Raw genomic sequence first — 11,401 nt, 5'->3', positions numbered from 1 at the left:
GACCTGAAGAAAAAGTCGATCACCATGGGTAAAGGATGTTAAAAAGTGTTCACCATGTCCCCGAACACCTGTCTACCATGTCCCCGGACTGTACAGGGAGAGGGCCGGGGTGAGGGCATCAAATCGCAGAGGACTAAGACACCAGCTCCTGCGCATACAAATACAGCGCCTTCAGCTGCGCCATCTTCTCCGTATTTCCCTCATGCAAACTCGCCAGCGACTCCAGCTCCAACAGGAACGCCTGCACGCGCTCGGCATTCAGCGCTTCGCGGCGATGCTGCAACCAGCGCTGCTGTTCGGCGTCATCCAGGGTGCCGGGGAAGTTGCGCGCACGGTAGCGGAACAACAATTTAGCAATGCGCTTATCGTCGAAGGTCAAATCCAGCGCCGGTAAATTCTGCGGCGGCGTCTGGCGGATGATATTCATGCCAGCGCGATCGGCATCGCTAAAGAAACCGTCATACAACTGCGCGTCAACATCATCTGACGGGGTAAACGGCTCGGCGTCGGCAAAAAGCGCCACCACTTTCTCACGCACTTCCGCGTGGTCACGCAGCAGCTTGAGGTTTGCAAGGCACTGCTGACGATCGATGTTGAGGCGCGCGGCATCTTCCGGACGCAGCGTGCTGGCAGGCGCCAGCACCGGACACTTATTAATGTGCACCAGCTTGATCGGCACCGCAGGCAGATCGCCCAAATCGCTGTGGCGGGTATATAAACGCTCGCGCAGTTCGTCAGATTCCAGCGTCAGCAGCGGCGACATATCACCGGCCAAATCGGCAACAATCAGCGCGTTACGGTTATCCGGATGCCACGCCAGCGGCACAATCCAGCTGGTGTTACCGCGCGCCGCACCGAACATGCCGGAGACGTGCACCAGCGGTTTCATCTGCGGGATATCAATCAGCGTCATCAGTTTCTGTTTGTTGCGATGGGTAAACAGAAACTCAAACAGCTTCGGCTGCTTCTCTTTTACCAGTTTTGCCATCGCCAGCGTGGCATAAACGTCGGACATCGCATCGTGCGCCTGTTCGTGCGCTACGCCGTTGGCCTTAGTGAGATGCTCCAGCTTGAAGCTGGGGAAGCCATCGTCATTCTCCGGCCACTCAATGCCTTCCGGACGCAGCGCGTAGCAGGCGCGCATCACATCGAGTAAATCCCAGCGCGAATTGCCGTTCTGCCAGCTCCAGCCATAAGGATCAAAGAAGTTGCGATAGAAGATATTGCGCGTCACTTCATCATCAAAACGCACATTGTTGTAACCAATCACACAGGTTTGCGGCTCGCTAAACAGGCCATGAATGCGTTCGGCAAACGCCGCCTCGGTCACGCCGCGCGCTTTGGCGGTTTGCGGCGTAATGCCGGTGATCATCACCGCTTCCGGCTGCGGCAGATAATCGTCGGCTGGCTGGCAATAAAACACCTGCGGTTCACCTACTGCATTGAATTCTTTATCGGTACGCAGGCCCGCGAACTGCGCCGGACGGTCCAGCGACGGGCTTTTACCGAAGGTTTCATAATCGTGGAATAAGAAGGTGAACTCAGAGGCGGGCACGGCGTTATCCTGGCAATGGAGAATCAACGCACAGGATAGTCGTCCATGGGTAGCAGTACAACCTCGATCATCCTCGCTGCGAGCAGGCGCGCAGCATTTATGCGCAGTTCATACTTTTTTTCAATTTATTCAGATCTGTAAGCGCTATTTGCCGTAAAACGTGCGGCGGTAAATTCATTTTTTGATTTTGAGGAAGAAGTGTTGAAAAGGCGTCTGCTGGTAACTGTATCTGGAATAATTATTTGGGCATCGTGGGCGCAGGCTGACGACAGCATGCCATTTCCCCTGACACCCCCGCCGATTGATGCGGCTTCATGGGTGTTGATGGACGCCACCACCGGACAAATTCTCACCGCTGGCAATCCGGATGAAGAGCGTAACCCGGCCAGCCTGACCAAACTGATGACCGGCTATGTCGTGGATCGCGCTATCGATCAGAATAAAATCAGCCGCGATGACAAAGTCACTATCGGCAAAGATGCGTGGGGCGCAGGCAATCCGGTGTTCAAAGGCTCCTCGCTGATGTTCCTCAAGCCGGGCGATCAGGTCACGGTGCGCGACCTGATGCGCGGCGTGATCATCGATTCTGGTAACGATGCCTGCGTAGCGCTGGCGGACCACGTGGCCGGCAGCGAAAGCAGCTTCGTCACCATGATGAACAGCTACGTGCAGAAACTCGGCCTGTCGCACACCCATTTTGAAACCGTGCACGGCCTCGATGCGCCGGGCCAGCACACCACCGCACGCGATCTGGCGGTGCTGTCGCGCGCCATCATCAGCGGCGAGCCCGATTTCTACGCCATGTACGGGGAGAAAACCCTGACGTGGAACGGCATCACCCAAAACAACCGCAACGGCTTGCTGTGGGATCAAAATCTGCACGTCGATGGGCTGAAAACCGGCCACACCGAAAGCGCCGGTTTTAACATCATCGCTTCCAACGTCGTCGGACGTCATCGCCTGATTGCGGTGATCATGGGCGGCAAGAGCCCGAAAGGGCGTGAAGATCAGGCGCGCAAGCTGCTGGTGTGGGGCCAAAACAGCTTTGATACCGTGCAACTGTTCCACGCAGGCAAAAAAATCGGTAGCGAAAACGTCTGGTACGGCAATCCGCATAAGGTCGATGTCGGCACCACGCAGGATATCTACCTGTCGCTGCCGCGCACCGAAGTGGCCAACGTGATGGCGAAATACGTTATTGATCGCAAAGATCTGGAAGCGCCGCTGAAAGCGGGCGAGCAGATTGGCGAAATTCAGGTGATGGACAAAGATAAGCAGTTGGCCAGCTATCCGCTCTACGCGCTGCAAGCGGTGGAAGAGGCAGGCATCATTACGCGCATCAGCGATTACGTGAAACAGAAACTGTAATCTGTCGCGTCTTTCCGCGTCATCATCGTCGCCGTGATGCGGCGATGATGACACAATCGCTGTTGGCGTTGCAGACCAGAAAGGTGTGCTGGTGTACGATGACATGATTTTCCGATCGCCATTCATGGCAACCGTTTTAATGCACGCACCAAACACGCTGCGTTACATCAATGTTTCTATTGAGAAAACCTGATGTAACGTCCATGTTGTATTTCAGCAAAACCTGAAAAATAATTGCGTTCGACCCTGATGATGCAGCCGTGCCCAGGGTAACATAGCGCGCAAATTTTTAGCGTTCCCGGACAACCATGTTACGCGCTGACAAGCCCATCTCGCAGATTGAGTTCTGGTTCTACCGCCACTATCGCACCGTACACGGCGTGCGTATCGCTATCGCCTTTGTGCTGTGTTTCCTGTTTGTGCGGCTCACCGACATTCCCGAAGGCACCTGGCCTCTGATTACGCTGGTGGTCGTGATGGGGCCGATTTCCACCTGGGGCAACGTGCTGCCGCGCGTGGTGCAGCGCATTAGCGGCACCTTTGCCGGTCTGATTTCTGGCCTGATCGCGCTCAAGCTTGAGCTGTTTTCACTGCCGGTGATGCTGGTGTGGTGCGCCGTTGTGATGGTGGTCTGTGGCTATCTGACGCTGGGAAAACATCCCTACATGGCGCTGCTGATCGGCATCACGCTCGGCGTGGTGGTTGGCGCACCGGCCGGGGATTTCACCATCGCCATGTGGCGCGGGGGCGATGTGATTCTCGGTTCACTGATGGCGCTGCTGTTTAGCGCCATCTGGGCGCAGCGCGCCTACACCCATTGGCGCATCCAGTTATCGGATGCGTTTATCGCCATGGCCAAACTGCATCACACCGGCTTCTCCGCCAATCTGCTGGAGAAGCCGCGGCTGAATAAACCTTTTCAGAAATTGCTGAGCAGCGTAATCAAAATGCGCGCGCTGCTGGAGCCGGCGAGTAAAGAGACGCGCATTCCGAAATCGGTGTTTGAGGCGATCCAAACCATCAATCGCAATCTGGTCAACACCATGCAGATGCAAATTGATGCATGGTGGTCGTCGCGTGAAAGCCACTTGATTATGCTCAACGCGCCTGCGCTGCGCCGCACCCAGCAGATGACGGAAGACACGCTGAATGCGCTGGCCACGCTGATGGTGAAAGGCGAAACCGAGCAGATCACCGCCAACAGCCACGCGCTGGAGGAGATCACCCAGGAACTGGAGCAGCTGATTGCTAATCGCAGCGGACGTTCCGAAACCACGGCGATTTACGGCTACGTTTGGCTGAGCCTCGAACAGGCGCGTCAGCTGGAGCGTATGACTGATTTAGTGCGTCTGGCGCTGCGTAAATAGTTTTCTCAGGCAAGGACTTAATGTGAATCACCCTTTCTTTGCGCTAAGATAAGCGCCAGTCCGAATTTAGCGGTGAGAATTGCAACCCTGGCGGCCAAGCCGCTAAGCTAAACGTTATGACTATTCCGCCTGCCGACGCAGGCCTCAAGAAAGGTGCCAACATGGAAAATGCCAAGCAATCATTTCAGGACGTACTGGAGTTTGTGCGTATGTTCCGTCGTAAAAACAAACTGCAGCGCGAAATCGTGGATAACGAGAAGAAAGTCCGTGATAACCAGAAACGTGTGCTGCTGCTGGACAACCTGAGTGAATACATCAAACCCGGCATGAGCATCGAGGCGGTGCAGGAAATTATCGCCAGCATGCGTGTAGACTATGAAGACCGCGTTGATGAGTACATCATCAAAAACGCTGACCTCTCCAAAGAGCGTCGCGAGCTGTCGAAGAAGTTGAAAGCGATGGGCGAGCCAAAAGCGCAATAAATTTCCATTCACCACTCATCTTGAGGTCGTCATTTATGACGACCTTTTTATTTGGGAAAAAGATAACCCCAATAACTCTTCTTGCGATTTAGAGTTATTGGGGTTATCTTTTTATGCTTTCAGGACGCGGTAAGGCAATGGCATGGATAGCAGATCATTAATGGCCGAGATCAAGGCCGATGGCTGGGAACTGATACGTGTAAACGGTAGCCATCACCATTTTGTCCATCCGGTAAAAAAAGGGCTGGTGACGATACCGCACCCCAAAAAGGATTTGCCGATCAAAACGGTGAAAAGTATCAGGAAACAAGCCGGACTGACTGTCCATTAATTTGAAAGAGGTGACGTATGTTTTATCCCATCGCGATTGAGGCGGGTGACCAAAGCACGGCATTTGGCGTCACGGTGCCGGATTTGCCGGGCTGTTTTTCTGCTGGAGATACGCTGGAAGCGGCGGTAACAAATGCCAAAGAGGCGATTATCGGCCATCTGGAGCTGCTGGTAGAATTAGAGCAGGACATCCCGGCGGTTTCTGAATTGAAATCGTTGATGAAAGATCCGCAATATGCAGGTTATGTTTGGGTACTTATCGATGTGGATGTCACTCGCATTTTGGGCGGGTCCGAGAAAATCAACGTAACCTTGCCAAAACTGCTGATTGACCGTATTGACCGCTGCGTAGCAACGCATCCCGAATTCAAAACCCGTTCAGGTTTTTTGGCGCAGGTCGCGCTTGAGCGCATTGCGAAGACCCGTTCATAAGCTTCGTAGGAAACCCATTCGCGGCGAACTGGCCCGCAGTAACGGGCAATTCATATGAAACAGCGCGACGAATCGCGCTGTTTTTTTTATTCCGCCGCTAACTCCCACCATAGCTTATCCAGCGCGTAGTAGCGGTCGCGTTCCGATTCAGGCTGATTCAGGTCGCGTTTCCACGGCTTCGCCAGAATAAAGTGCAGGTTCTTCACTTCATCTTCGCGCCACATCTTACTGTGCTGGAACGGCAAGGTTTTCAGCGCATTGTATTTGTACGAAAGCGGCAGCCAGCGATCCTCGAACACTTCATTAAGCAAATCCTGCTCGGAGAACGGATAGCGGCGCAGATCGGTAATCCCCGCCACTTTCTCCTGCAGCCACGCAAACACCGCCAGATCCGGCTTCAGCACCAAAAAACCGCCGTTCAGGTAGCGATCGAGCGTGGACGGTGCCGGTTCGCCGCGATCCTGCCAGGTATAGTGACAATTCTCTGGCTGCCAGCTGGCGGGATAACTGGCGATCTTGTTGGGATTGCAGCGACAGGCGTGGCACGCTGCCAGCGCATGCTTGCCCAGATCGAGCGTAAACAGCTCATCCATGTTGCGCAGCACCAGCATGTCGGCATCGAGAAATACTACGCGCTCACAATCAACCAGCTCCCACGCGCGCAGCTTGCTCCACACTTCTCCGAACTGCGCCGAGGCGTAATGCTGCTCCAGTTCGGCGTTTGGCATCAGCGGATCCACCGGATGGATCACGCAGCCCAGCGCCTGCAACGCTTCACGCGTCTCCAGATCGATGGCGTCGGTGACCATGACAATCAGCGGCCAGCGGGTTTCGCTGCGCTTCAGCGAGCGGTGCAGCGCCTTCACGCCAATGAAATAGTCCGGCTGCGTTAACAGCGTTACCCATGCAAACATGGTTTCTCCCCTTCAAACTTAATCAAACAAAGCAGTGACATAGTCATTGCTAAAACGGCGTTGTGGATCGAGCTGGTCGCGCACCGCGCGGAAAGCGTCCCATTGCGGATAGATATCGCGCCACTGATAGCGCTGCGGATCGTAATATTTGCCCCAGTGCGGACGTCCGCCTTCGGCCGCCAGCAGCTTCTCGACTTCAGTGAGAAAATGCAGGCCATCCTGCGACAGCGAACCGTCATCAGCGTAATAAACCACAAAGCCAAAGAAGCAGGTGGCGTGCTGATACGCCGGGCTGAGCCAGCCTTCAGACGCGCCGGTACAGCGCAGAATGATCGGATAGTGCATGTGCGGATGATTCTCGGCATACCACGCTTTGATCTTGCTGATAATCTGCGGCGTTTTCTCCAGCGGCACGCCGATCTCGACGTTGATCTGCGGCACGGCAATGCCGCGACAAAATAGCTGATAGATATCGCCGCTGATGTCGGTGAAATCGCGGAAGCGCGTCACGGTGCGGAACTGTTTGCCGCCTTTGCCGTGAATCTGCGTATCGCGATGCATCTGCGCCAGCGTCTGGTCGATGGTGTCATTCAGGCTGCTGTCGGTGTCATCGCCATGCTCAATCACCTCGCGCTGATTGGCGTGCCATGCCTGCGAATCTTCAGCGCTGGCTTCGTGCGCGTTCCACACGTGCATCAGGTTGTCATCGACAAACCACCAGGCTTTGCTCATCTCATACTGCTGGTTCCATTCGATCAGATCGTTCTCCAGCGTATCGGCGGAGACGGCGAATTTGTGGCAGGTAAACAGGCGGAAAGGGCGGGTACGCAGCGTCACGGCCGTCACAATGCCCAGGCTGCCGAGCGAAACCTGTGCGGCAGCGAAATCGGGCTCACCGCGCACAAATTCACGCACGCTACCGTCAGCTAACACCATGCGGATGCGCAGCGCTTCATCGGCGATGGAGCTTTGTGCTAAACCCTGGCCGTGCGTGCCGGTGGCCATCGCGCCCGCCAGCGTCTGCACCGCAATCACCCCCGGCGACGAGGCCAGCATGCGATCCATCTCGGTTAAGGTGCTGTAAACCTGCTCCAGCGGCGTACCGGCGGCAAAGGTGACGCTCTCTTCGTCATGGGCGATCACGCCGTTGAACGCGCTGAGATCCAGCAGCAAATCCTGCTCATCAACGCCCAGCATGCGGCCCGGCGACAAGCGGTTGCCCAGCACGCGCACTTTGCCGCTGGCGGTGCGCAGCAGTTGTTGCAACTCCGCTTCAGTTTGCGGCTGTTGTAACTGACTACGCTGACCAACCACCGAGTTTTGCGCCCAGTTCCACAGTGCGCTGTCCCGATCGGTATTCTGCGTATGGCGTAAGGGATAAAGGTGGGGATCTTTGTTCACTACGGCGTTCCTTAGTCTGTGGTCTGTGACGGTCCCAAATTTAAAAGCGTAGACCATCAGCGCGCAGCCGCAGCCTACGGGGCTTTGCGCACATAACGCAGCGTGGCGGTGACGGCTAACTGGCGGTTGCGACGGATGCTGTCTTCCTCGCTATCGTTCGGCGTGAACAGCGTGTGAAAGGTGTAGCGATTGGAGACGTGATGCACACAAATGCTGCTCAGCAAGCGGTGCACATCTACGGTATCCAACCCAGCAATAAACAGCCCTTGCTGCTGGCCGCGCGTCAGAATGTCATCCAGCACATCGAGTGCACTTTTGTTCAACGCCTTGATGCGTTCGGATTGCATGATGTAGCGCCCGCGCAGCAGGTTTTCGGTACACACCAGCCGCATAAAATCCGGGTGCGAAACGTGGTAATCAAAGCTGGCTTCCACCAGTTTGGTCATCGCCAGTTCCGGTGCCATCTCGGCGAGATTAAGGCCGGTTTCATGCTGCCGAATCGCCTGATACACCTGCTCCAGCACCTCAATATAGAGCTGCTCTTTATTGCCGAAGTGATACACCACCATGCGTTTAGTGGTATGCGCGTGCTCAGCGATCTGCTCCAGCCGCGCGCCCTGCATACCGAACTCGGCGAACATTTTCAGCGCACCAGCAAGAATGCGCTTCTTAAGCCCTTCAGGGTCATTTTTTCGTTTAGGTGTGGTGTTCGACATAGCGCTTATAGTAACAAGTCCATCAAAAGGGGGAGGATAGCACAGCCCTTTCTCGCGTGTGGCGATGCGAGCGGCGCGGCGGCTTTATGCTTTTCAGGAATAGCATTCCTGAATAAATCATAATGCAGGAATAAGCATCTGCGTATACTGCGGTCAACTGTCGTTACGACAGCTAATTTTGACTCGCGCAATTATAACGATTAGGAAGCACTTTATGCACACACGTCTGTCAGCAGTAAAAAATAAATTCCTGTTAACGGCTGGCGCCTTGCTGCTGGCCAGCGCGGCGCTGTCGCCGCTGTCCATCGCGCACGCGGCGGACAAAACCTCGGTAAAAGTCGGCATTATGAGCGGCGAAGATGAAGACGTCTGGCGCGAAGTGATCAAACAAGCGGCGGCGAAAGGCTTAACGGTGAAAACCGTCATTTTCAACGATTACAACCAGCCGAACGAAGCGCTGCAAAACGGCGAAGTGGATGCCAACGCCTTCCAGCATCAGCCGTTCCTCAATAACCAAATCAAGGTCAATCACTACGACATCGTACGCGTCGGCGATACCGCCGTGTGGCCGATTGGTCTCTACTCGAAGAAAGTCAAAAGCGCCAAAGCGCTGAAAGAGGGCGCGGTGATTGGCGTGCCAAACGATCCCTCTAACGAAGCGCGCGGTCTGGTGCTGCTTGAGCAACAAGGCCTGATCAAACTGAAGCCGGGCGTTGGCATCGCGGCCACCACCGCCGATATCACCGCCAATCCGCATCATCTGAAAATCAAAGAGCTGGATTCCGGCATCATCGGCCGCTCCGTTCCTGACCTCGATGCCGCCGTGGTCAACACCGATTGGGCGCTGAAAAGTGGCCTGACCGCCGAAGATCGCATTGCGCAGGAGCCGGTAAAAGATAACCCGTACAACAACTTTATTGCGGTGAAGAAAGAGAACGTCAGCGCGCCGTGGGTGAAAACGCTGGTGGCTTCTTATCAGAACGATGCCGTGAAGACCGTGTTTGACAAGGTCTACAAAGGCACGGGCGAAACGGCCTGGTAAGGAACGATAAAGATGACGTTATTCTCAGCAGCCGAAACGCCCTTTACCGCCGTGAAACGCGGCGTGGCGGAAAGTGCCCATGACGAGGCGCAGGTGAAGTTTCGCGACAGCGGCAGCGTGGTGCGCCTGCAAGGTGTGTCACGTCGTTTTGGACAAACCCAAGCGCTGCGCGACATCTCGTTGACGGTGCAGAAAGGCGAAATCCTTGGCCTGATCGGACGCAGCGGCGCGGGGAAATCCACGCTGATCCGCTGTCTCAACGGGCTGGAACAACCTGATGAAGGCGTCATTGAAATCGAAGGCCGTAACATCACCGGCCTGTCAGAAAAACAGCTGCAAACGGTGCGCAGCCGCGTTGGCATGGTGTTCCAGCACTTCAATCTGTTATCAGCAAAAACGGTGGCGCAGAACGTCGCGCTGCCGCTGAAAATCGCCGGCATGGAAAAAGCGCAACGCCAGCAGCGCGTGGCGGAACTGCTGGCGCTGGTGGGATTGGCGGACAAAGCGCAAAGCTATCCGGCGGCGTTATCCGGCGGCCAAAAACAGCGGGTTGGCATTGCCCGAGCGCTGGCGGCCAGCCCGGCGCTGCTGCTGTGTGACGAAGCCACCTCGGCGCTCGATCCGGAAACCACGCGCTCGATTCTGGCGCTGCTCAAATCCCTGAATCAAAAACTCGGCATCACCATTTTGCTGATTACTCATGAGATGGAAGTGATCAAATCCGTGGCGCATCGCGTGGCGGTGATTGATGCCGGTGAAATCATTGAACAAGGTCCGGTTTGGCAGGTGTTTGCGCATCCGCAATCGGCCCTGACGCGCACGCTGCTGCGCGGTTTGCTGCCGCAGCTGCCGGAAAATATTGCAGCGCGCCTCAGCGATGACAAGCAAGGCGACGCCATCTACAGCGTGCACTTTGCCGGTGACGATGCGCAGGGCGATCTGCTCACCCGCTTTGCCGGTGCGCTGCCGGGCAAATTCCGCCTGCTGCAGGGCGGCATCGATCACATCCAGCACTACGCGGTGGTGCGTTTCTTTATTGCGCTCCCGGCAGCCAACGCGGCCGACGAGCAGCAGATTCTCAGCTGGCTGCAGGCGCAGCAGGCTCAAGTGGAGTTGGTGGGTTATGTCGCCAGTCATGATTGATCTTTTACTCAATGCGTTAGGCGAAACGGTATTAATGACGGTGATTTCCGGCCTGTTTTCGCTGGTGGCGGGCTTGCCGCTCGGCCTGATTCTGGTGATGACCAGCCCCGGCGGCATCGCCGAACATCGCGGCGTTAATCGCGTGCTGGGCCTGATCATCAACAGCTTCCGCTCGCTGCCGTTCATCATTCTGCTGGTGGCGCTGATTCCCTTTACCCGTTTTCTGGTCGGCACCTCGCTCGGCACCTGGGCCGCGATTGTACCGCTGTCGATCACCGCCACGCCGTACTTCGCGCGCGTGGCGGAAGTGTCGCTGCGTGATGTCGATCGCGGCCTGATTGATGCGGTGCGCGCCATGGGCGCCAGCAAGCTGCGCATTGTCTGGGACGTGCTGATCCCGGAAGCGCTGCCCGGCATCTTGTCGGGGTTTGTGGTTACGCTGGTGGCGCTAATTGGTGCTTCGGCCATGGCCGGCGCGATTGGCGCAGGCGGACTGGGCGATTTGGCGATCCGTTATGGCTATCAGCGTTTTGAAACCTCAGTGATGATCGCGGTGATCGCGGTGCTGATTGTGCTGGTGTGCGGCATTCAGTGGCTCGGCGACCGGTTAGTGCAGCGTATTGATAAGCGCCATTGATTATCACTGATGCG

12 protein-coding genes are annotated in these 11,401 nt (G+C 56.0%); 8 read left to right on the top strand and 4 right to left on the bottom strand.

Translation table 11 applies throughout. The features are described 5' to 3' along the window. Positions 1-133: 133 nt before the first annotated feature. Complete coding sequence (gene sbcB / locus ACVLVH_RS06860; RefSeq protein WP_101763407.1) at positions 134-1,555, bottom strand: exodeoxyribonuclease I; 1,422 nt, start codon at positions 1,553-1,555, stop codon at positions 134-136. A gap of 201 nt (positions 1,556-1,756) precedes the next feature. Here sbcB and dacD point away from each other — a divergent pair, with 201 nt between their 5' ends. From dacD to ACVLVH_RS06835, 5 genes are all read left to right on the top strand, one after another. Next, a complete protein-coding gene (gene dacD / locus ACVLVH_RS06855) occupies positions 1,757-2,923 on the top strand; it encodes a serine-type D-Ala-D-Ala carboxypeptidase DacD (RefSeq protein ID WP_192233442.1) in 1,167 nt (388 codons plus the stop codon). A 308-nt stretch (positions 2,924-3,231) separates the two neighbouring features. Further along, positions 3,232-4,290, top strand: coding sequence for an FUSC family protein (locus ACVLVH_RS06850; RefSeq protein ID WP_110866681.1), 1,059 nt, complete (start codon positions 3,232-3,234; stop codon positions 4,288-4,290). Positions 4,291-4,451: 161 nt separating this feature from the next. Then, positions 4,452-4,772, top strand: a complete 321-nt coding sequence (tmaR, locus tag ACVLVH_RS06845; RefSeq protein WP_008110563.1) for a PTS system regulator TmaR — start codon at positions 4,452-4,454, stop codon at positions 4,770-4,772. 142 nt (positions 4,773-4,914) lie between these two features. Beyond that, complete coding sequence (locus tag ACVLVH_RS06840; RefSeq protein ID WP_007891008.1) at positions 4,915-5,103, top strand: type II toxin-antitoxin system HicA family toxin; 189 nt, start codon at positions 4,915-4,917, stop codon at positions 5,101-5,103. A gap of 17 nt (positions 5,104-5,120) precedes the next feature. Beyond that, a complete protein-coding gene (locus ACVLVH_RS06835) occupies positions 5,121-5,534 on the top strand; it encodes a type II toxin-antitoxin system HicB family antitoxin (RefSeq protein ID WP_101763410.1) in 414 nt (137 codons plus the stop codon). A gap of 86 nt (positions 5,535-5,620) precedes the next feature. Here ACVLVH_RS06835 and ACVLVH_RS06830 read toward each other — a convergent pair whose 3' ends face one another. From ACVLVH_RS06830 to ACVLVH_RS06820, 3 genes are all read right to left on the bottom strand, one after another. Then, on the bottom strand, positions 5,621-6,448 hold the full coding sequence (locus ACVLVH_RS06830) for a glycosyltransferase family 8 protein (RefSeq protein ID WP_210082096.1): 828 nt from the start codon (positions 6,446-6,448) through the stop codon (positions 5,621-5,623). A gap of 18 nt (positions 6,449-6,466) precedes the next feature. Next, positions 6,467-7,849 (bottom strand): D-arabinono-1,4-lactone oxidase, encoded by a 1,383-nt coding sequence (locus ACVLVH_RS06825; protein ID WP_498949040.1) that lies wholly within the window; start codon positions 7,847-7,849, stop codon positions 6,467-6,469. A 74-nt stretch (positions 7,850-7,923) separates the two neighbouring features. Further along, complete coding sequence (locus ACVLVH_RS06820; RefSeq protein WP_309834075.1) at positions 7,924-8,565, bottom strand: TetR/AcrR family transcriptional regulator; 642 nt, start codon at positions 8,563-8,565, stop codon at positions 7,924-7,926. Positions 8,566-8,779: 214 nt separating this feature from the next. Between ACVLVH_RS06820 and ACVLVH_RS06815 the strand changes: the two genes are divergently transcribed. The 3 genes from ACVLVH_RS06815 to ACVLVH_RS06805 are packed head-to-tail and all read left to right on the top strand — an operon-like array spanning position 8,780 to position 11,387. Continuing rightward, positions 8,780-9,607 carry a MetQ/NlpA family ABC transporter substrate-binding protein gene (locus ACVLVH_RS06815; RefSeq protein WP_137386082.1) on the top strand — a complete coding sequence of 276 codons (828 nt, stop codon included), beginning with the start codon at positions 8,780-8,782 and terminating at the stop codon, positions 9,605-9,607. Between the two features lie 12 nt (positions 9,608-9,619). Further along, the gene (locus tag ACVLVH_RS06810; RefSeq protein ID WP_312464489.1) at positions 9,620-10,750 is read left to right on the top strand and encodes a methionine ABC transporter ATP-binding protein; all 1,131 of its coding nucleotides are present in this window, start codon (positions 9,620-9,622) and stop codon (positions 10,748-10,750) included. Then, positions 10,731-11,387 (top strand): methionine ABC transporter permease, encoded by a 657-nt coding sequence (locus ACVLVH_RS06805; protein ID WP_192233454.1) that lies wholly within the window; start codon positions 10,731-10,733, stop codon positions 11,385-11,387. Before ACVLVH_RS06810 ends, ACVLVH_RS06805 begins: the two co-directional genes overlap by 20 nt. The last annotated feature ends 14 nt before the right edge of the window (positions 11,388-11,401 follow it).

The organism is Kluyvera sp. 1366 (assembly GCF_054823405.1).
The sequence above is the reverse complement of the archived record's forward strand: the minus strand, read 5'-3'. Positions and strand labels throughout refer to the sequence as shown.

Coding starts and splice junctions, on each gene's coding strand:
- ACVLVH_RS06810 (WP_312464489.1), top strand. CDS start 9,620: ATGACGTTATTCTCAGCAGCCGAAACGCCCTTTACCGCCGTGAAACGC.
- ACVLVH_RS06805 (WP_192233454.1), top strand. CDS start 10,731: ATGTCGCCAGTCATGATTGATCTTTTACTCAATGCGTTAGGCGAAACG.
- ACVLVH_RS06850 (WP_110866681.1), top strand. CDS start 3,232: ATGTTACGCGCTGACAAGCCCATCTCGCAGATTGAGTTCTGGTTCTAC.
- ACVLVH_RS06815 (WP_137386082.1), top strand. CDS start 8,780: ATGCACACACGTCTGTCAGCAGTAAAAAATAAATTCCTGTTAACGGCT.
- tmaR (WP_008110563.1), top strand. CDS start 4,452: ATGGAAAATGCCAAGCAATCATTTCAGGACGTACTGGAGTTTGTGCGT.
- ACVLVH_RS06835 (WP_101763410.1), top strand. CDS start 5,121: ATGTTTTATCCCATCGCGATTGAGGCGGGTGACCAAAGCACGGCATTT.
- ACVLVH_RS06820 (WP_309834075.1), bottom strand. CDS start 8,565: ATGTCGAACACCACACCTAAACGAAAAAATGACCCTGAAGGGCTTAAG.
- ACVLVH_RS06830 (WP_210082096.1), bottom strand. CDS start 6,448: ATGTTTGCATGGGTAACGCTGTTAACGCAGCCGGACTATTTCATTGGC.
- ACVLVH_RS06840 (WP_007891008.1), top strand. CDS start 4,915: ATGGATAGCAGATCATTAATGGCCGAGATCAAGGCCGATGGCTGGGAA.